Source organism: Frigoribacterium faeni (assembly GCF_011761235.1).
GTDB classification, from domain to species: Bacteria; Actinomycetota; Actinomycetes; order Actinomycetales; family Microbacteriaceae; genus Frigoribacterium; species Frigoribacterium faeni_A.
Window position 1 is genome coordinate 925,240 of record NZ_JAAOYW010000002.1, and the last position, 19,090, is coordinate 944,329.

17 protein-coding genes are annotated in these 19,090 nt (G+C 73.4%); 5 read left to right on the forward strand and 12 right to left on the reverse strand.

All coding sequences use genetic code 11. The features are described from left to right. Window positions 1-30 precede the first annotated feature (30 nt). From FHR78_RS10840 to FHR78_RS10860, 5 genes are all read right to left on the reverse strand, one after another. A complete protein-coding gene (locus tag FHR78_RS10840; protein WP_166760480.1) occupies window positions 31-384 on the reverse strand; it encodes an ATP-dependent DNA ligase in 354 nt (117 codons plus the stop codon). A gap of 117 nt (window positions 385-501) precedes the next feature. Next, the gene (locus FHR78_RS10845) at window positions 502-1,059 is read right to left on the reverse strand and encodes a MarR family winged helix-turn-helix transcriptional regulator (RefSeq protein ID WP_166760481.1); all 558 of its coding nucleotides are present in this window, start codon (window positions 1,057-1,059) and stop codon (window positions 502-504) included. Between the two features lie 39 nt (window positions 1,060-1,098). Further along, the gene (locus FHR78_RS10850; protein WP_166760482.1) at window positions 1,099-2,406 is read right to left on the reverse strand and encodes an ice-binding family protein; all 1,308 of its coding nucleotides are present in this window, start codon (window positions 2,404-2,406) and stop codon (window positions 1,099-1,101) included. Window positions 2,407-2,644: 238 nt separating this feature from the next. Continuing rightward, the gene (locus FHR78_RS10855; protein WP_166760483.1) at window positions 2,645-3,178 is read right to left on the reverse strand and encodes a hypothetical protein; all 534 of its coding nucleotides are present in this window, start codon (window positions 3,176-3,178) and stop codon (window positions 2,645-2,647) included. Window positions 3,179-3,259: 81 nt separating this feature from the next. Next, window positions 3,260-3,565, reverse strand: a complete 306-nt coding sequence (locus tag FHR78_RS10860) for a Dabb family protein (protein WP_166760484.1) — start codon at window positions 3,563-3,565, stop codon at window positions 3,260-3,262. Between the two features lie 263 nt (window positions 3,566-3,828). On the opposite strand from FHR78_RS10860, the gene FHR78_RS10865 reads away from it, so the two are divergent. Then, complete coding sequence (locus FHR78_RS10865) at window positions 3,829-4,869, forward strand: hypothetical protein (protein WP_166760485.1); 1,041 nt, start codon at window positions 3,829-3,831, stop codon at window positions 4,867-4,869. A gap of 436 nt (window positions 4,870-5,305) precedes the next feature. Here FHR78_RS10865 and FHR78_RS10870 read toward each other — a convergent pair whose 3' ends face one another. From FHR78_RS10870 to FHR78_RS10895, 5 genes are all read right to left on the reverse strand, one after another. Continuing rightward, window positions 5,306-6,142, reverse strand: a complete 837-nt coding sequence (locus tag FHR78_RS10870; protein WP_166760486.1) for an ATP-binding cassette domain-containing protein — start codon at window positions 6,140-6,142, stop codon at window positions 5,306-5,308. Beyond that, complete coding sequence (locus FHR78_RS10875) at window positions 6,139-7,329, reverse strand: FecCD family ABC transporter permease (protein WP_347878153.1); 1,191 nt, start codon at window positions 7,327-7,329, stop codon at window positions 6,139-6,141. Before FHR78_RS10875 ends, FHR78_RS10870 begins: the two co-directional genes overlap by 4 nt. Beyond that, window positions 7,326-8,372, reverse strand: coding sequence for an iron chelate uptake ABC transporter family permease subunit (locus FHR78_RS10885; RefSeq protein WP_166760487.1), 1,047 nt, complete (start codon window positions 8,370-8,372; stop codon window positions 7,326-7,328). Before FHR78_RS10885 ends, FHR78_RS10875 begins: the two co-directional genes overlap by 4 nt. Window positions 8,373-8,397: 25 nt before the next feature. Beyond that, the gene (locus FHR78_RS10890) at window positions 8,398-9,459 is read right to left on the reverse strand and encodes an iron-siderophore ABC transporter substrate-binding protein (RefSeq protein ID WP_166760488.1); all 1,062 of its coding nucleotides are present in this window, start codon (window positions 9,457-9,459) and stop codon (window positions 8,398-8,400) included. 622 nt (window positions 9,460-10,081) lie between these two features. Next, on the reverse strand, window positions 10,082-12,244 hold the full coding sequence (locus tag FHR78_RS10895) for a transketolase family protein (protein ID WP_166760489.1): 2,163 nt from the start codon (window positions 12,242-12,244) through the stop codon (window positions 10,082-10,084). A 106-nt stretch (window positions 12,245-12,350) separates the two neighbouring features. Here FHR78_RS10895 and FHR78_RS10900 point away from each other — a divergent pair, with 106 nt between their 5' ends. The 4 genes from FHR78_RS10900 (at window position 12,351) to FHR78_RS10915 (ending at window position 16,141) form a co-directional block, all read left to right on the forward strand. Further along, window positions 12,351-13,511 carry an ROK family transcriptional regulator gene (locus tag FHR78_RS10900; protein WP_166760788.1) on the forward strand — a complete coding sequence of 387 codons (1,161 nt, stop codon included), beginning with the start codon at window positions 12,351-12,353 and terminating at the stop codon, window positions 13,509-13,511. A 234-nt stretch (window positions 13,512-13,745) separates the two neighbouring features. Then, entirely contained in the window at window positions 13,746-14,213 is a 468-nt protein-coding gene (locus FHR78_RS10905) for a PTS sugar transporter subunit IIA (RefSeq protein ID WP_166760490.1), read from the forward strand. Window positions 14,214-14,300: 87 nt separating this feature from the next. Then, the gene (locus FHR78_RS10910) at window positions 14,301-14,573 is read left to right on the forward strand and encodes a PTS sugar transporter subunit IIB (RefSeq protein ID WP_166760491.1); all 273 of its coding nucleotides are present in this window, start codon (window positions 14,301-14,303) and stop codon (window positions 14,571-14,573) included. A 41-nt stretch (window positions 14,574-14,614) separates the two neighbouring features. Continuing rightward, the gene (locus FHR78_RS10915) at window positions 14,615-16,141 is read left to right on the forward strand and encodes a PTS ascorbate transporter subunit IIC (RefSeq protein WP_166760492.1); all 1,527 of its coding nucleotides are present in this window, start codon (window positions 14,615-14,617) and stop codon (window positions 16,139-16,141) included. A 1,139-nt stretch (window positions 16,142-17,280) separates the two neighbouring features. Here FHR78_RS10915 and FHR78_RS10920 read toward each other — a convergent pair. Beyond that, on the reverse strand, window positions 17,281-18,345 hold the full coding sequence (locus tag FHR78_RS10920) for a TerC/Alx family metal homeostasis membrane protein (RefSeq protein ID WP_166760493.1): 1,065 nt from the start codon (window positions 18,343-18,345) through the stop codon (window positions 17,281-17,283). A 188-nt stretch (window positions 18,346-18,533) separates the two neighbouring features. Continuing rightward, window positions 18,534-19,055: an SRPBCC family protein gene (locus FHR78_RS10925; protein WP_166760494.1), complete on the reverse strand. Its 522-nt coding sequence runs from the start codon at window positions 19,053-19,055 to the stop codon at window positions 18,534-18,536. Window positions 19,056-19,090: the final 35 nt, after the last annotated feature.

Genomic DNA, 19,090 nt, shown 5'->3' on the forward strand with positions numbered 1-19,090 from the left:
CTGCTGATCATCTCGGGTCGCGGGTGGGGCTCAGAGCGGGGCTGCCCCGGACAGGTCGGACCGTCGGACGTCCGTCCGGGTCGTGTCGAGGGGCTCGGTCGTGCTGCGGAGCCCGCCGTTGGAGTTCGCCAGGGCCGACAGCTGCTCGATCCACGCGGCGTTGAGGGACGGCATCCTGTTGCCGGCGAACTTGAAGCGCAGGGTCACCGTCGGGTGCAGCCAGATCGTGCTGCGGCCGGAGCCGGTGCTCGTGGGCTCGATCCACGAGAACGGGAAGGACTCGCCCCGCCTCAGCTTGTGCAGGATCACCATCTGGAGGTGCGCGAGGGCTCGGTCGTCGATCTCGACCGACGCGCTGTGGTCGCCGTAGTGCAGGTGTCCCATGAGGGCCTCGAGTCCCGGCGCGCCCCCAGGGGTCGGGTGCCGAGGTCGGGGGCGACCACGGGCCAAGCTAGGTGCCTTGTGCCCCTGCCGCAAGAGGCGAGGGTCAGGTCGTCAGTCTCAGCTCGCGGTCCCGGACTCGGACGGGGCGTCCGGGCGGGCGCCGCCCTCGAACCCGGCCGTCACCGTCGACAACAGCGTGACGACGCGCGCGCTCTCCCGGTCGGAGAGCGTCACGATCTGCCCGAGCGCGCCGAGCTCGCCGCCGCCGACCGCCTGTCGGATGCCGTCACGTGCCGCCGGGGTGAGGTGCAGCACCTGGCCGCGGCCGTCGACCGGGTCGAGGTGGCGCGTGACCGACCCGTGGGCCACGAGACGCGTCACGATCGTCGAGGCCCCGCCGCTCGTGAGCCCCAGGTGCCGGGCGATGTCGGACGGGTGGGCCGCCCCGCCGACGGTCTCGATCCGGGCGATCAGCTGCACGGCGCTGAGCTCGTTGGGACCGAGCCCCAGGACCGCCCGCAGCCGGGAGCGGAACAGGGCCTCCGCCTCCTGCAGGGCGTACACGGCGTCGAGCACCCTGCCCTGCGCGGACTCGGGGTCGTGGACGTAGGGCTCGGCGGCCGGGGGGACGGAGGAGGCGGAGGGGGAGGGGGCAGTGGGGTCGGGGACGCCCATGGGGGATCTCTCGGATCGGTGCGACCCTGCCCCGACCCCTCAGCTGTCGGAGCGGGCGAGACGGCGTCTGCGGACGGCGGACGCTACCACGAGGGTCGTGCCGGCCAGCAGCGCGAGGACCGCGCCCAGGGCGGGCAGCGTGTCGTCGGAGCCCGTGTAGGCGAGGTCGCCGCCGAGGCCGCGGCCCTGTCCGCCCGCGCGGTCCGCGGCGGGGACCACCGGGGTCGTCGAGCCGGGGGTCGTCGAGCCGGGGGGCACCGTGCCGCCGGGGGTCGTTCCGCCCGGTGTGGTGCCGCCGCCGTCGCCGGGCACGGGCACGACGGCTGCCGGCGTGACCGTGATCGTGTACGTCTCGCTGTCCGCCGGGGCGGTGCCGTTGTCGGCGGTGACGGTGAAGGTCGAGTCTCCCGGGGTGGTGGGCGTGCCGGAGACGACGCCCGTCTCGCCGTCGAGCACGAGGCCGGCGGGCAGCGTGCCCGCGGTCACCGAGAAGCCGATGTCGGGCGTGCCGCTCGCGGTGACGGTGAACGAGTAGCCGGTCCCCTGCGTGGCGGCGGGCGGGCTGCCCGAGGTGATGGTGGGCGCGACGGTCTCGGAGGGGGTGCCGACCGTGGGGCAGGGCGGCGGCACGGTGATCACGTTCGTGTCGAGGGTGACGGCGCCGGTGCGGGCCAGGAGGCGGCCGATGACGGTCGCGCCGGTCGTCGCCGTGACGGAGGTCTGCGCCAGGACGGTGCCGCGGAACTGTGCGCCGTCGAGGATGGTGGCCGAGCTGCCGACCTGCCAGAACACGTTGCACGCGCTGGCCCCGCCGGAGAAGGTCATCGTCGTGCCGCTGCCGATGGTGAGCGTGCTCGACGCCTGGATCACCCACACCGAGCGGTCGGACCCGGCGAAGGCCAGGTCGCCGTTCTCGGCGAGCTGGACGGCGTCGCCGCGGTAGACGCCGGGCGAGAGCGAGCGGCCGTCGAGGTCGATCACGCCCTCCTCCTGCGGGGTCAGGCTCGCGGCGACCCCGTAGGCCGTCGTGAGGTCGCCCTGAGCCAGCTGGGCCGACTCGTCGTCGACGTGCGTCTCGCCGCCGACGATGACGCCGGGACCGCCGTCGAAGCCGGTGATGTCCGTGCCCGGGCTGAGGCCGACGTCGCCGGTGACGACGCTGGTGCCGGTGTTGGTCACCGTGCTGGCGCCGAGCACGGCGTACGACGACGCGGTGCCGAGGTCGACGGGGCCGTCGATCACGGTGTCGGCGTGGGCCGGGACGGCGGAGGCCACGGCCAGGGCGGCGCTGACGCCCAGGACGAGGCCCGCGCGGGCGAAGAGGGCAGAGGACGTCGTGCGGGCCATGGCGGCACCTGACTGAGAAGAGGAGGCACCTGGCTGCACGTGTTCGGAACGTGCGGGTGATCCCCGTTAACTGAGGTATACGCGACGGGACGAGATAACTCAACGAATGAGCTACATACTGGCAATCCGCCCGGATCCGTGCGCATCGTGGACAAGTCGGCGGGGTCGTGCTCGGCGCCTGGCCGGCGCCGCGTCGGCGTGCGCCCGGGGCCGCTGCTTGGCCGGTGCTGGGGCCGCGTCAGCGGTCGGTGAGGACGCGCAGGGCGGCCTTGAGCGCGGCGTTGCCGGCGCGGAGCTCGGCGGCCTCCGCCTCGAGGGCGGCGATCTGCGGGGTGCGCGGGGTGGGGGTCTGCGGGGTGCGCGGGGCGGGTGTCGGCGCGACCGGGTGCGCGACCTCCTCGGCCGGGGCGGCGCGCGCCTCCTCGGGCTCTGCCGGCGGGGCGACTGGCTGGTCTGCGGGCGCCTCCGTGACGTCCTCGGGCTCGTCGGGCGCCGCCTCCTCGGCCTCGGGTGCGGGCGCGGCGGGCACCTCGTCGCGTTCGACGTGGGTCGTCACGACCCTCGAGAACTTGGGGCGGGCGGTCCGGGCGGGCGCCGCGGTCTCGGGCGCCGCCTCCTCGACCCAGGCACGCAGGGTCTGCTGGGGGATGCCGAACTCCTCGGCGACGACCGTGAACACGTGGCGGTCGCCCGGCTTCGTGGCCCGGCGCTGGAGGACCCGGGCGGTCGCCGCCTCGCGCGTCTCGTCGTCGTACCACTGGTCGAAGGGCATGCCCCGATCCTATTGAAGGCGCCGGTCGCTGCCCGCTGCCCGCCGGCCCTGCCCGCCGCGGGACGCTGCCCGCGGGACGCGTCAGGCGTCGATGTCGAAGACGACGATCCGCGCGGAGGAGTCGCCGAGGTAGCCCGCCACCGGCAGGTGCGCGGGGTGCGGCAGGTACGCCTCGAGGGAGGCGCGGTCGCGGAACCGCACGACGAGCATCCAGTCGAAGCCGGCCTCGAGGTGCTCGGTGCCGATGCTCGGGCCGCTCGAGACGGACAGGACGCCGTCGATCGTCGTCAGCTTCTCGTCGGAGAGCCGCGTCGCCTCGGCGGCGGCGTCGACGCCCTCGTTCCACTCGGCCAGCACCACGTGCAGCACCTCGGTCGTCTCGGCCATGTCGTGTTCCTCTCGTCGGCGACCGGGGAACGGCCGCAGGGACCAGCCTGGCCCTCGAGGAGGCGCGACGCGCGTCCGCGACGTCAGGTCACGAACCGACATCGGAGCCTCACAGGTCTTCCCAAGAGACCCGCCATCAGTGAGACTGTCTCACGACCTTCTCGGTGCGACGGAGCGCTCTCGTGTGCCGCCGCCGTGATGGGGGGATCACCGTTCTGCCGCTCCTCACCGAGGGCGGCTCACTCTGAGTAGAAGGATCACCTGTGAAGCAGTCCCGCATCTTCTCCGTCGCCGTGGCGTCCGCCGCGGTCGTCGGTTCGGTCGTCGCCGTCTCCGGCACGGCCAGCGCCGCGTTCGACCCCGAGGGCGCCTTCCGCGTCACCACCAACGCGGACCTCAGCCAGGAGACCCCCGGCCAGGCGTACCCGACGGACAGCGAGTCCGGCTGGTTCACGGGCGCCGTGGCGGCCCCGGCCGGCACGGTCACCTTCGACGGCGCCGGGCTCAACTCGGCCGGCGGCAACGTCCAGCTGCTGAACGCCTACACCGCCGACGCCAGCACCCTCACCGACCTCGTCGTCGACGCCGCGTTCGTCTCGGACGGCGACGCCACGTTCCAGGTGCCCCTCTACGCGAACGGCACCGGCACCGACACCGAGTTCACGACGCTGCGCCCCGCCGCGACCGGCGACGCCGGCTTCACCCCGGACAGCGACTGGGTCACCTCGCAGGCCTTCGGCACCTACGCCGCCGGCGACACCGCCACGCTCGCCGAGTTCCAGGCCGAGGTCACGGCGATCGACGCCGCCGGCGACCAGACCGCCCCGGCGACCATCCTCGGCTACGGCTTCATCACCCCCTCGCCGCTGACCTCGTCGGTCCAGGCCGTCGCGTTCGGTGACGAGAGCACCTGGTTCATCCCGGCTCCCACCGGCACCTACGTGCCCGCGACGCTCACCGTGACGCAGGTCAGCACGACCGGCATCACGGTCGACGGCGCCGGCTTCTTCCCGAACGAGACGCTCTCCGTGTTCTTCACGAGCGAGAACGCCCAGAGCTCCGGCGACCAGGACACCGTCCTCACCGCCGACGCCCAGGGCCGCATCGCGGGCACGGTCGTCATCCCCGCCGAGGACGTCCAGGGCCCCGGCACCTACAACATCGTCCTCGCCGGCAACGACTCGGGCGTGACCCTGGCGGGCGTCGTGACCGTCGTCGCCGACGACGCCGTCGTGCCGGTCCCGACCGCTCCGGTCGCGCCCGTCGCCACCCCGGTGCGCGCCAACGCCGCGTTCACGGGCTAGTCGCCACCAGCACCTGCACCTGCACCACGCGGAGGGCCGCTCGACGAGAGATCGTCGGGCGGCCCTCCGTCGCGTGCGGGGCCTGTGCGTGCGAGACGAGGAGGCGGGCGGAGCTCGTCGGGACCGGTCCGGGAGACGGGACCCGCACCTCTTGCGCTCGCTGCTCTGTGTCCGCAAATGCCGACCGCGGGGCTCGTAATACGGGGATATCCCGCTGTTGTAGAGCGCGATCGGGGCGTCCGGTCGGCATTTGCTGCGGGCTCGCGCTGCGTCTCCTGCGCTCGCCGCTTGGCCTCTCGCAAATGCCGACCGCGGGGCTCGCAATACGGGGATGTCCCGCTGTTGGAGGGCGCGATCGGGGCGCCAGGTCGGCATTTGCGAAGAACGCTTACGCCTGCACCTGCGCCTGGCCCTGCGCCTACGCCTGCGCCTGCGTCTACGCCTGGGCCTGCGCCGCCGGGCCCGGGCCCGCGGGGCGGACGTGGTGCCGCCCCAGCGGCAGCATCATCGGCGCGCCCGTCGTCGGGTCGTCGACGACCCGGCTGTCGAGGCCGAAGACGGCGCGGACGCACTCCTCGGTGAGCACCTCGCGCGGCGTCCCGGCGGCGTGGACCCGGCCGCCGGCCAGGGCGACGAGGTGGTCGGCGTAGCGCGCCGCCAGGTTGAGGTCGTGCAGCACCATCACGACGGTCGTGCCCCGGCTGCGGTTGAGGTCGGTGAGCAGGTCGAGCACCTCCACCTGGTGGCTCACGTCGAGGAACGTCGTCGGCTCGTCGAGCAGCAGCAGATCGGTCTGCTGCGCGAGCGCCATCGCGATCCACACCCGCTGGCGCTGGCCGCCCGAGAGCTCGTCGACGGGGCGGTCGGCCAGGGAGGTCGTCTCGGTCGCCTCCAGCGCCTCGGCGACGGCGAGGTCGTCGGCGTGGCTCCAGCGCGAGAGCAGGCCCTGGTGCGGGTGCCGGCCGCGGCCCACCAGGTCGGCGACCGTGATGCCCTCGGGCGCGACGGGCGACTGCGGCAGCAGGCCGAGGGTGCGGGCCAGCTGCCGGGCGGGGGTGCGGTGCACCTCGGCCCCGTCGAGCACGACCTGCCCGGCCCGCGGCTTCAGCAGGCGCGACATCGACCGCAGCAGCGTCGACTTGCCGCAGGCGTTCGCCCCCACGATCGCGGTCACCCGGCCGGGCGGCACGACCAGGTCGAGGTCGTCGACGACGACGCGGTCGCCGTAGCCGAGGGTGAGGCGCTCGACGACGAGCGAGTGGTCGGTGGTCACAGTGATCCTCCGGCGCGGTTGGTGCGGACGATGAGCCAGATCAGGTACGGGGCGCCGAGCACGCCGGTGACGACCCCGACGGGGAACCGCGTGCCCAGCGCGAACTGCCCGACGACGTCGGCGACGAGCACGAGCAGCGCCCCGACGAGCGCCGACGGCACGAGCATCGACCCGTGCGGGCCCACGATGCGCGCCGCGATCGGGCCCGACAGGAACGCCACGAACGCGATCGGCCCGCACGCCGCGGTGGCGAACGAGATCAGCCCGACCGCGGCGAGGATGACGACCAGCCTCGTGCGGTCGACCCGCACCCCGAGGGCCGCCGCGGCGTCGTCGCCGAGCTGCGTGGCCGCGAGGTCGCGCGAGCGCGACAGCAGCACGGGCGTCAGCACGACGAGCGCGACCAGCACCGGGACGACCTGCGGCCAGCTCGTGCCGTTGAGGCTCCCCGTCAACCAGCGCAGCGCCTCCTGCAGGTCCCACTGCGCCGCGCCCGACAGCACGTACGCCGTCAGGCTGTCGAGCATCGCGGCCACCCCGATGCCGACGAGCACGAGCCGGGTGCCGGCGACGCCGCCCCGCTTCGACAGCAGGTAGACGAGCACGGCGACGGCCAGGCCGGCCGCGATCGCGAACGCCGACACCTCGGCGTCGTCGAGCGACAGCGTCACGATCGCGAAGGCCGCCGCCGCGCTCGCGCCCGAGCTGATGCCGATGATGTCGGGGCTCGCCAGCGGGTTGCGCAGCATGGTCTGGAACGTCACGCCGCCCAGGCCGAAGCAGAGCCCGGCCGCGATCGCGAGCACGGCCCGCGGCAGCCGCAGGCGGCCGACGGTGAAGGAGGCGCCGGGCACGTCCTGCCCCAGGACCACGCCGAGCACGTCGCCGGGCCCGTAGAAGGTGCGGCCGACCATGAGGCTGAGCACGAAGACGAGCAGGACCGCGGCGGCGAGCAGGGCGATGACGGCACGCCGGCGGCGACCGCGGCGGGCGCGGCCGCGCGCGACGTCGGACGCGACGCCGGCGAGGCGGGCAGCGGCGGCGCGGGCTGCGGCGGTGCGGGCTGTGTCGGCGTGGGCAGCGGTGGCGCGGGCCGCGGCGGCATCGGCAGCGGTGTCGCGGGTGCTCGCGTCGTCGCGCGGACCCGAGGAGGCGCGCCCCGCCTCCCGCAGGTCGGCCGCGCTCACAGCGCCCTCAGCTTCGCGCGGCGGACGATCCAGATGAAGAACGGCGCCCCGATCAGCGCGGTGACGATCCCGACGTCGATCTCGGCCGGCCGCGCGACGACCCGCCCCACGACGTCGGCGGCCGTCAGCAGGACGGCGCCGCCGACGGCGGAGAACGGCAGCAGCCAGCGGTGGTCCACCCCGGTCAGCAGCCGGCAGGCGTGCGGCACGACGAGGCCGACGAAGCCGATCGGCCCCGTCACGGCCGTCGCCGCTCCGCAGAGCACGACCGCGCCGAGGGCCGAGAGCCCGCGCACCACGGCGACGCGCTCGCCGAGGCCGGCGGCCAGCTCGTCGCCCAGCGCGAGCGAGTTCAGCGCCTTCGCCGAGAGCAGGCACACGACGAGGCCGGCGATGAGGAACGGCAGCACCTGTCCCAGGCTGGCGAAGGTGCCGCCTCCCACGCCCCCGATCTGCCACGAGCGGATGTTCGCCGAGATGTCGCCGCGGGGCAGGGCGACGGCGGTGATGAACGAGGCGAGCGCGGCCGAGGTGGCGGCTCCGGCCAGGGCCAGCTTGAGGGGGGTGGCGCCTCCTCGTCCCAGCGATCCGACGGCGTAGACGAACAGGGCCGTCGCGGCCGCGCCCACGATGGCGACCCAGACGATGCTCGTCGCCGCGCTGAGGCCGAAGAACGCGAGGCCGCTGACGACCGCCAAGGAGGCGCCCGTCGTGACCCCGAGGATCCCCGGGTCGGCGAGCGGGTTGCGCGTCACCCCCTGCATCACGGCTCCGGCGACGGCGAGGGCCGCCCCCGCCGCGACGGCGAGCAGGGTGCGCGGGATGCGCTTCGCGACCGCGGCCCGGTCGAAGCCGTCGGCGGCGCCGCCGAGCGCGGCGAGCACGTCGTCGAGGGACACCGAGCGCGAGCCGACCGTCAACGACAGCACCGCGACGACGACGAGCACGCCGAGCAGGGCCAGCAGCCAGACAGCGCGGAGCCGCCTCGGACGGCGCACGGCGGCGACGTCCGAGGCGGCCCCGGGGGTGGTGGTGACGGTCACGGCGGACCCGGTCGGCGGGCCCGTCCTACTTCTGCGCCGCCTCGGAGAGCAGGTCGGCGTACTCGTCGAGGATCCACGAGATCGACAGGGGGGTCGGGTTCGCGGCGGTGCCCAGCGGGCCCGTGCTCGGCAGCGCGACGATCGCCTGGTTCGCCACGGCCGGCATCTGCGACAGCACCGGGTCGCCCTCGAGCGTCTGCACGAGCTCGTCGTCGCCGTAGGTCACGATGACGTCGACGTCGTCGAAGGTGTCCGCGGTCTCGGCGCTCTGCGTCAACGAGAACAGATCGGTGGTGTCGGATGCGTCCTGGATGCTCCCCGGCTGCTGCAGCCCCAGGTCGTCGAAGAACTGCACGCGGGTGTCGTGGGTCGTGTAGAAGCTGACCTCGCTGAGGTCGGTCGTGTCGACGTGGGTCAGGAACATGGCGGTCGAGCCGGCCAGCTCGGGGTGCGCGTCGGCGACCCCGGCGATCTCGCCCTCGAGGTCGGCGACGAGCTGCTCGCCCTCGGCGGCCATGCCCATGCCCTCGCTGTTGAACCGGATCATGTCGCGCCACGAGGTGCCCCACGCGGTCTCGGGGTAGGCCACGACGGGGGCGATCTCGCTGAGGGTGTCGTAGTCCTCCTGCGTCAGGCCCGAGTAGGCGGCGAGGATCACGTCGGGCTCCGTGTCGGCCACGGCCTCGAAGTCGATGCCGTCGGTCTCGTCGAAGAGCACGGGGGCGTCGCCGCCCAGCTCGTCGAGGGCCTCGCTGACCCACGGCAGGACGCCGTCGCCGTCGTCGTCGCCGAAGTCCGCACGCGCCATGCCGACGGGGACGACGCCCAGCGCGAGGGGCACCTCCTGGTTGGCCCAGTTCACCGTGGCGACCCGCTCGGGCTTCTCGTCGATCGTCGTGGTGCCGAGCGCGTGCTCGATGGTGATCGGGGTGAAGTCGCCGGAGGTGGCGCTGTTGCTGTTGCCGGCGTTGCCGGCGGTGCCGGTGCCGGCGTCGGTCGAGCAGGCGGTCAGGCCCAGGGCGAGGGCGGCTGCGGCGGCGGCGCTCGCGGTGAGCAGGCGCGCGGTGCGGGTGCGGGTGCGGGGCATGGGGGCCTTCCGGGGGTGGGGCGTGGGATGTGGGGTGCTGGTGCTGGTGCTGGTGCTGGTGCGGGGTGCCGGGTGCTGTGGCGCGGTGTTGCGGGGCGGTGGTGCGGGGTGCCTCGCGGGCTCGCCGCGGACGTGCCTCGGACACGACGGATCGCCGGGTGTCGGGAGGGCGGGCTGAGTGCGCGCCGCGTCGACGGACAGCCCCTCTGGCCTGCTGTTCCGGCCGCCGGGGCTCCCACGGGTGATCGCCGTGTTAGGTGTGCCTAACCTAACTGACGGCGACGAGTGTCGGCAACCCCCGGAGGCGGGTGCGGCCGGGGCGCGATGCTGCAAATGCCGACCGATCGCCGACGACACGCCGTGGGGAGAGGTGCATCCCGGGCGTGTCAGTCGGCATTTGCGGAAGGAGGAGCAGGACCAGGAGGCGCGGGCACGGGAAGCGCTGCCGGGCGCCGTGCAAAGTGAGAGCGATCCGCGGCCGGAGGTGCGCCGGCAGGCCGCCGCGCGGCCCGCCCTCGCCCGGATGCTCTCAAATTCGGAAGGGACAAGAAGGGACAAGAAGGGGTAGGAGGGGGAGAGGAGGGGGCGGGCGCGGCGCGCGCGGCCCGGGGGCCGCGCGGCCCTAGCGGGCGAGCACCTCGCGCGCGGCGGCGAGCACCGCGTCGTCGTCGACGCCGCGGAGTCGCAGCAGCTCCGGCCCCGAGCCGGACTCGCCGAACTCGTCGATGCCGATGCTGATCCCGTCGAGCCCCGCGAAGCGGCCCCACGGCTGACGCGACCCGGCCTCGACCGTGACCCGGGCCCGCAGCGTCGGCGGCAGCACCTCGTCGCGGTACTCCCGCGGCTGCTCGTCGAACCACTCGAGGCAGGGCATCGAGACGACCCGCACGGCGACGCCCTCGTCGGCGAGCAGCCGGGCGGTGCGCAGGGCCAGCTGGACCTCGCTGCCGGTCGCGATCAGGGCCAGGTCTCCACCGCCTCCTCGCTGCCAGAGGACGTAACCGCCTCGGGGCGTTCCCTCCCCGGTCGCGGAGCCGCCCTCGAGGTCGGGCAGGGCCTGCCTCGACAGGACGAGCGCCGTGGGCGGCGCAGACCGGTCCGAGCCCGCAGGGCGCCCAGCGGCGTCCCCGCCAGCGTCCCGGCCCGTCGTCGAGAGCAGTCGCCGCCACGCAGCCACCACCTCGCGCGAGTCGGCCGGCCGCACCACGTCGAGCCCGGGCACCGTGCGCAGCGAGGCGATCTGCTCCACGGGCTGGTGCGTCGGGCCGTCCTCGCCGACGGCGACCGAGTCGTGCGTGTAGACGTACAGCGCCGGCAGCCCCATCAGCGCCGCGAGCCGGATGCTCGGCCGCGCGTAGTCGCTGAACGCGAGGTACGTCGACCCGTACGGACGCCACAGCCCGTGCAGGGCCACCCCCGACAGCACCGCCGTCATCGCGTGCTCGCGGATCCCGAAGTGCACGAAGTCCCCGCCCGGCCGGTCGGCGCTGACGGCCACGCCCTCGATGGCGACGTTCGTCGACGACGACAGGTCGGCCGAGCCGCCCCAGAGTCGCGCGGCATCGTGCACCGCGCTCAGCACGGCCCCCGATGCGGTGCGGGTGGCGGCCCCGTCGTCGACGGGCACCGTGGCGAGGGCCGCGGCCACCGCCTCCTCGTCCGCACCGGCCGCGACCGAGTCGCGCCGCGCCGCGTGCTCGGGGTGCTCACGGCGCCAGGCGGCCTCGCGCTCGTCCCACTCGACGTGCAGCCGGGCGCCGCGGTCGCGGGCGCCCAGCGCCCAGTCGCGCACCTCGTCGGGCAGCAGGTCGGCCGAGGAGGCGCCCGGCGCGAACCCCAGGGAGGTCGCGACCGCCGCCACCTCCTCGTCGCCGAACCCTCCCGCGTGCGCCGCGGAGGTGCCGCCGCGCAGGGCCGAGGGCGCGCCGATCACGGAGCGCACGGCGACGAGCGTGGGCCGGCCGCCTCGTGCCGCACCGTCGTGTGCCGCGCCGCCTCGGGCCGCACCGTCTCGGGACGCGCCGTCCCGCACCTCGCCGCGCCGCGCCTCCTCGAGGGTCGCCCGCAGCGCCTCGCGGTCGGTGGCGTCGTCGACCTCGAGCACGCGCCAGCCGTAGGCGCGGTAGCGGGCGCGGACGTCCTCGCCGAAGGTGATGTCGGTGCGGCCGTCGATGGTGATTCCGTTGTCGTCCCAGATGACGACGAGGTCGTCGAGGCCGAGGGTGCCGGCGAGGCTCGAGGCCTCGCCCGAGACGCCCTCCTGCAGGCAGCCGTCTCCGGCGATCACCCAGGTCGTGGTGCCGAACAGCCCGGTGCCGGCGCCGTGCAGCGCCTCGTCGCGGCGGGCCGCCAGGGCGAGGCCGACCGCCGAGGCGAGGCCCTGGCCGAGGGGGCCGGTGCTCATCTCGACGCCCGGCGTGTGGTGCAGCTCGGGGTGCCCGGGCGTGCGCGAGCCGAGGGTGCGGCTGAGCGCGAGCTCGTCGAGCCCGAGGCCGTAGCCGGTCAGGGCGAGCTGCACGTAGAGCAGCAGGCTCGCGTGGCCGGCCGACAGGACGAGGCGGTCGCGGCCCGTCCACTCGGGGTCGGCGGGGTCGTGGCGCAGCACGTGCTGGAACAGCACGTGGGCCAGCGGGCCCAGCGCCATCGCGGTGCCGGCGTGGCCGTGCCCCTTCGCCTGCACCACCTGCGCGGGGATCATCACCGCGGCGGCGACCGCCCGGGCCTCGAGGGCGTCGGCCTCACGGCTAGTGTCTGTCGGGGGAGTCGAGGGGACGTCGTCGGCCATCACCCCACTTTCGTCTACACCTAGACTGAAGTCAAACGACGCCGGGTCGGCCGACGCCGGGTCGGCAGGCACAACGGCGGCAGGCACAGAGGAGCGCAGCGTGGCGATGACCCCGAGGACGCCCTCGACCGGCTCCGGCGTGGTGCTCGACCTGATCCGGCGGGGGGAGGCGACGACCCGCTCCGACCTCATCGAGCGGCTCGGCTGGTCGCGCGTCACCCTCGCCCGCCGCCTCGACGACCTGCTCGAGGCCGGCTTCATCGTGAGCGCGGGCCAGCTCAGCAGCAGCGGCGGCCGCCCGCCCGAGGAGTTCGCGGTCGACGCCGACGCCGGCGTGATCCTCGCCATCGACATCGGCGGCTCGCACACCCGCGTCGGCGTCACCGACCTCGTCTCGACCGTGCTCAGCGAGGACGAGGCCGACATCGGCCTGCACGACGGCCCCGATGAGATCTTCAGCTGGGCGGTGCAGGTCTTCGACTTCCTGCTCGCCGACCTCGGCCGCACCCGGGCCGACGTGCGCGCCATCGGCATCGGCGTGCCCGGCCCCGTCGACGCCGTCACCGGCCGCCTCGGCAGCCCGCAGCTCGACCCCCGGTGGGAGGAGGTGCGGGTCGACGACTACTTCACCGACTTCGACGCCGTGTTCGCCGTCGACCGCGACGTCAACATCCTCGCCGTGGGCGAGTCCCGCCTGAGCTGGCCCGAGTACGGGCACCTCACGGTCGTCAAGGTCGGCATGGGCGTCGGCTGCGCCTTCGTGCTCGACGGGCACGTGTACCGAGGGGCCCGAGGAGGCGCGGGTCAGCTGAGCGCGCCGCGCGCCTCCCACGAGCCCCTCCACCGTCTCGAGCTCGAGGCGAGCGGCGCGACCATCCGCAGCGCCCTGCGCGAGGCGGGCCGCGACGTGGCGACCAGCGCCGACATCGTCGCCGCCGCGCGGGCCCACGACCCCGTCGTGCTCGAGCAGCTGAATGCCGTGGGCACCCGGATCGGCGAGGCGCTCGCCGACGTCGTGGGGCTGCTCAACCCGCAGGCCGTCATCGTCGGCGGCAACCTGGCCGAGACGGGCGAGCGCCTCGTCGCAGGGATCCGCTCGGCGCTGCTCACGGGCACGCACGACTTCTCGCGGCGCGGGCTCGTCGTCGAGCGCGCCCGGCTCGGCGACAAGGCGGGCGTGCGCGGCGCCTCCCTGATGGCCCAGGACGAGCTCTTCGACGTCGCCCGGGTGAGCGCCGCGACGAGCCGGCGCAGGCCGTCCGCGTAGCCGGCGCAGGCCGTCCGCGTAGCCGGCGCAGGCTGTCCGTGTGGCGGTCGCCGGCCGTCCGCGTGGCCGTCGCGGTCCGGCCGCCTGTCCGCTCTCCGCGGGAACTTTCGAACACGAGTGGTCAAAAGGCGCTTTTCGGGCTACAGTCGGGGCCAGCCCGTCGACAGATGTCGGGCATCCCTGTTCTCGCGAGCAGTCACGCGCCGCCGCGGCGCCGAGCGAAGGAGCCCGCCCATGACCGTCGACCTGGCAGAAGAACTCTCCGTCGAGGCCGTGACGACCGCGGCCCGGCCCGCCGACTGGCGTGAGGCGGTCCGCCTCGCCGGCGACGGCCTCGTCGCCTCCGGCGCCACGACCGACGCCTACACCGACGAGATGATCGCGGCGGTCGACGAGCTCGGCCCCTACATCGTCATCGCCCCTGGCCTGGCGCTCGCGCACAGCCGCCCGTCGCCCGCCGTCAGCCGCACCGGGCTCTCGTGGGTCGGCCTCGCCGAGCCCGTCGCCTTCGGCCACAAGACCAACGACCCCGTCGACCTCGTCATCGGCCTCGCCGCCCTCGACCACGACGGCCACATCGAGGTCATGTCGGCGCTCGCCGGCGTGCTCGCCGACGACGAGGGACTCGCCCGCCTGCGCGCGGCGACGACGCCCGACGAGGTGCTCGCCACCCTGCACGAGCTGGCCGTCGCGGCCGCCTAGCGGACCCGGCCCTCCCCACCTGCTCCCGCCGCGCCTCCTCGAGGCCGGTCACCCCACGCAACCCGAATCCCCGGAAGGGACACGACCATGAAGATCATCACCGTCTGCGGCATGGGCATCGGCACGTCCGTGCTGCTCAAGATGAACGCCGAGAAGGCCCTCCGCGCACTCGACGTGGACGCCGACGTGGAGGCCGCCGACATCGGCACCGCCCGCGGCGCCGCCCGCACCGCCGAGCTCGTGCTCACGAGCGAGGACCTGGTCGAGGAGCTCGGCCAGGTGCCCGCCAAGGTCGTCGTCATCGACAACTTCACCAACGTCGCCGAGATCCAGCAGAAGATCCAGGACTCGATCGCCTGACCCCCGGTCAGACGAGCGAGAGAAAGAACTAAGGAGTCCCAATGGAGTGGCTGGTCGTCGTACTCGACTTCATCGGCAAGCAGATCCTCAACGTGCCTGCCTACCTGATCGGCATCATCACGGCGATCGGCCTGATCGCCCTGCGCCGCAACGCCGGACAGGTCGTGGGAGGCGCGCTCAAGGCGGCGATCGGCTTCCTGATCCTGGGGGCGGGCGCCACGGTCGTCACCGGGGCCCTCGACCCGCTGGGAACGCTGATCCTCGCGGTCACCGGCGCCCAGGGCGTCATCCCCACCAACGAGGTCATCGCGGCCGTCGCGCAGGAGCAGTACGGCGCGCAGAGCGCCTACGTGCTCGTGCTCGGGTTCCTCGTGATGCTGGCGCTGGCCCGCTTCACGCCGCTGAAGTACATCTTCCTCACCGGGCACCACATGGTGTTCATGTCGGTGCTGCTCACCGTGGTGCTCTCGGTCGGGCTCGGCAGCGGCCTCAGCTGGCTGACCGTCGTGCTCGGCGCCGTGCTGCTCGGCGTGATCATGGTCGTCATGCCGGCGTTCGCGCAGCCCTTCATGAAGAAGATCACCGGCGACGACTCGATCGCGATCGGCCACTTCGGCACCCTCGGCTACGTCGCGGCGGCCTCGGCCGGCATCGCGGTCGGCAGCAAGAGCAAGTCGACCGAGGAGATCAAGTTCCCCCAGGGGCTGAAGTTCCTGCGCGACTCGATGGTCGCCACGAGCCTCTCGATGGTGCTGATCTACCTGGTCTTCACCATCTGGGGCCTGATCAGCCTGCCGCAGGCCGAGGCGTTCGAGATCTTCGGCGTCACGGACGCGGGCGCGTTCATCATGGCCGGCTTCGCCCAGGCGCTGCAGTTCGGCGTCGGCGTCGCGATCATCCTCTACGGCGTGCGCACCGTGCTCGGCGAGCTCGTGCCCGCGTTCCAGGGCATCGCCGAGAAGGTCGTGCCGGGCGCCAAGCCCGCGCTCGACATCCCGCTGGTGTTCCCGTACGGCGCCAACGCCGTGCTCATCGGGTTCCTGTCGTCGTTCGCCGGCGGCCTCGTCGCCCTCGGCGTGCTCGCCGCGTGGCTCAACCCGGTCTTCGGCCTCGCGCTGATCCTGCCCGGCATGGTGCCGCACTTCTTCACCGGCGGCGGAGCAGGCGTCTTCGGCAACGCGACCGGCGGACGTCGCGGAGCGGTGGTCGGCGGCTTCGTCAACGGCCTCATCATCACGTTCCTGCCCGCGATCCTGCTGCTCGTGCTCGGCAACCTCGGGTTCGCGAACAGCACCTTCGGCGACGCCGACTTCGGCTGGTTCGGCACGCTCATCGGCGCCAGCTTCCTCGGCAGCCCGATGGTCGGCGTGGTGCTCAGCCTCGTCATCGGCGCGGCCCTCGTCATCGGCGCCTCGATCTACCAGATCAAGCTCGTCGACGGCGGCTGGGTGCCCGGCCTGAAGCGCGACGAGCGCCTCGCGGCCGAGAAGGCCGTGGCGGACGCCGAGGCGAAGCGCGCCAAGGAGGCGGCGGCCGCGTCGTCGACGACGCGCACGTCCGCGTCGTGAGCTGCGGCCCGCGCCGCTGCTCCTAGCCCTGCCCCGAACACCCCGAAGTGGACGAAGCACCCCGAAACGACGGGGTTCTTCGTCCACAACGGGGTGTTTCGCGCGAAGCGGGCCCGCGGGCTCGGGGGCGTGTGGCGCCGGCGCGCCAGTTCGCCAGCGAAGGAGGCGCGGTGTCGGTCGGACCGGCACCGCGCCTCCTTCGTGTGTGCGGGTGGTTGCGGGGCCGGGGCGCGCCGCCGCGCCAGCCCGCGCACCCCGAACACCCCGAAGCACCCCGAAGTGGACGGAACACCCCGAAACGACGGGGTGTTTCGTCCACAACGGGGTGTTTCCCGGGTGCTGGGCGGCAGTGGTGCGCGTCCAACCACGTTCCGTTCAAAGAACCACGGAGCACCGTGGTTCTTTGAACGGAACGTGGTTCTTCGCAGGAGGCGGGGCTGTCGGCGTCGTGGCGCGCGCGGCCCGCGTCGGGCGCACGTCCCGAACACCCCGAAGTGGACGAAGCACCCCGAAACGACGGGGTTCTTCGTCCACAACGGGGTGTTTCCCGTGAGGCGGGCTCGGGGCGCCAGCGCGTATGCAGTTCGCCAACGAAGGAGGCGCGGTGTCGGTCGGACCGGCACCGCGCCTCCTTCGTGTGTGCGGGTGGTTGCGGGGCGGGGCGCGTCGCTGCGCCAGCCCGCGCACCCCGAACACCCCGAAGCACCCCGAAGCACCCCGAAGTGGACGAAACACCCCGAAACGACGGGGTTCTTCTTCCACAACGGGGTGTTTCACGGGCGCCGGGCGGCCGCGGTGCGCGTCGAACCACGTTCCGTTCAAAGAACCACTGAGCACCGTGGTTCTTTGAACGGAACGGGGTTCTCCGCAGGAGGCGGGGCTGTCGGCGTCATGGCCCGCGCGGCCCGCGTGTGGCGCACGGCCCGAACACCCCGAAGTGGACGGAACACCCGGAAACGACGGGGTTCTTCGTCCACAACGGGGTTCTTCGGGGGCGGCGGGGCGGCAGGGGAGTTGCTCAGGCGGCGGCGCGGGAGGGGGTACGCGAGAGCGCCGCGGCCCCGGGGCGGGGACGCGGCGCTCGGCGGCGGCGGTGCTGCGGCTCGGCGGGCAGCGGCGGCGCTGCGGCAGCGGGCGGGTCAGTGCGCCCCGTTGTCGTCCTTCCGCGAGGCGGCAGAGGAGGAGGAGTCGTGTGCGTGCGTGATCGGCTCGCCCTCGACCGTCTCGCGCTTCTTCTTCTCGGCGTCCCCGCGGGTCTTCGCGAGGCTGGCGACGGTGGCGACGGTGATGGTCGCGCCGATGAAGAGCAGCGACAGCCAGATCGGGATCTCGGGCACCCAGAGCAGCGGCTCGCCGCCGTTGATGAAGGGCACCTCGTTGACGTGCAGGGCGTGGAACACCAGCTTCACGCCGATGAAGGCGAGGATGACCGCGAGCCCCTGCGACAGGTAGACGAGGCGCTCGAGCAGCCCGCCGATCAGGAAGTACAGCTGACGCAGCCCCATCAGCGCGAACGCGTTGGCGGTGAAGACGATGTACGCCTCGTTCGTGAGGCCGTAGATCGCGGGGATCGAGTCGAGCGCGAAGACCAGGTCGACGAAGCCGATCGCGATGACGCAGAGCAGCAGTGGCGTGACGAAGCGCTTGCCCTTGATCTTGGTCGTGAACTTGTCGCCGTCGAAGTCGTCGTGCACCGGCAGGATGCGCCGGGCGACCCGGACGAACATGTTGTCGGCCGCGTTGCCGCCGTGGTCGCCCTTGATCTGCTGGTAGGCGAGGACGAAGAGCAGCGCTCCGAAGATGTAGAAGACCCACGAGAAGTTCTCGATCAGGGCGGCGCCGGCGGCGATGAACCCGGCGCGCATGATCAGCGCGATGACGATGCCGATCATCAGCACCTTCTGCTGGTACATCCGCGGGATGGCGAACCCGGTCATGATCAGCAGGAACACGAAGAGGTTGTCGATCGACAGCGCCTTCTCGGTGAGGTAGCCGGCGAAGTACTCGCCGCCGAAGCCCCAGCCGCTCGTGAAGCCGATGCCGACGCCGAAGAGCAGCGCGAGCCCGATGTAGAAGGCGGACCAGCGGGCGGACTCGCCGATCGTGGGCTCGTGCGGCTTGCGCACGTGCGTGAAGAACTCGTACACGAAGAAGGCGATCGTCACACCGATGGTGATGAGCCAGGTGGTGAGGGTGATGTTCACGGGGGTCTCTCCGCAGAGGTCGGGCTGTGAGGCAGCGGGCCCTGCGCACGCACGGCGAAGGGGGTCTGATCGACCGTAGGTCGACCAGCGCTGTCAGCGTGCCCCCAAGCTGCCCCGACACTGCTGTGAAGCTGCGGCCCCTGCAAGCTTCAGGGGGTAGAAGCGGGCCCGAGAGCGGTCCCGGAGCCCTAGACCGCGGGAGCCTGACCCGGGGAGGCGGCGACCCTGTCGATCTCGGCGGTCACGCCCCCGAGTACCTTGGTCATGTACGGGCCCCAGAGCAGGCGCACGACGGCGCGCACCAGCAGCCCGCGACCGGGCTTCGCCTCGAACGAGTACTGCCAGCAGATGCGGGTGCCCGACCCCTCCTCGTCCTCGTGGTCGAGCGGCTCGTACCACCACTCGGCGCGGCCGCGGCCGACGAGGGCGCGAAGCGGGCCGCGGAAGTCGCTCAGCTCGTAGACGAACAGGGCCGGGCGCGCGACGGTGACGAGGGTCTCGACGAGCTGGCCTCCGCCGGAGAGCTCGAGGCGGCGGGTCTGGCCGGGGGAGTCCCACGCTCCGGTCTGGCCGTGCACGGCGACGACGGCGGGCAGCGGACCGGAGCGGGGGTAGAAGCCCACCGGTGTCATCGGCGTGCCGATCTCCCACGCCCGCCCGAGGGACGCCGTCGTCACACCCTCGCGGATCGCACTCGCTGTCGTGGTCATGACGATTGTTCGGAGTCACCCGTCCAGGGGACTGG

Coding starts and splice junctions, on each gene's coding strand:
- FHR78_RS10895 (WP_166760489.1), bottom strand. CDS start 12,244: ATGGCCGACGACGTCCCCTCGACTCCCCCGACAGACACTAGCCGTGAG.
- FHR78_RS10925 (WP_166760494.1), bottom strand. CDS start 19,055: ATGACCACGACAGCGAGTGCGATCCGCGAGGGTGTGACGACGGCGTCC.
- FHR78_RS10845 (WP_166760481.1), bottom strand. CDS start 1,059: ATGGGCGTCCCCGACCCCACTGCCCCCTCCCCCTCCGCCTCCTCCGTC.
- FHR78_RS10850 (WP_166760482.1), bottom strand. CDS start 2,406: ATGGCCCGCACGACGTCCTCTGCCCTCTTCGCCCGCGCGGGCCTCGTC.
- FHR78_RS10915 (WP_166760492.1), top strand. CDS start 14,615: ATGGAGTGGCTGGTCGTCGTACTCGACTTCATCGGCAAGCAGATCCTC.
- FHR78_RS10910 (WP_166760491.1), top strand. CDS start 14,301: ATGAAGATCATCACCGTCTGCGGCATGGGCATCGGCACGTCCGTGCTG.
- FHR78_RS10860 (WP_166760484.1), bottom strand. CDS start 3,565: ATGGCCGAGACGACCGAGGTGCTGCACGTGGTGCTGGCCGAGTGGAAC.
- FHR78_RS10840 (WP_166760480.1), bottom strand. CDS start 384: ATGGGACACCTGCACTACGGCGACCACAGCGCGTCGGTCGAGATCGAC.
- FHR78_RS10855 (WP_166760483.1), bottom strand. CDS start 3,178: ATGCCCTTCGACCAGTGGTACGACGACGAGACGCGCGAGGCGGCGACC.
- FHR78_RS10905 (WP_166760490.1), top strand. CDS start 13,746: ATGACCGTCGACCTGGCAGAAGAACTCTCCGTCGAGGCCGTGACGACC.
- FHR78_RS10890 (WP_166760488.1), bottom strand. CDS start 9,459: ATGCCCCGCACCCGCACCCGCACCGCGCGCCTGCTCACCGCGAGCGCC.
- FHR78_RS10900 (WP_166760788.1), top strand. CDS start 12,351: ATGACCCCGAGGACGCCCTCGACCGGCTCCGGCGTGGTGCTCGACCTG.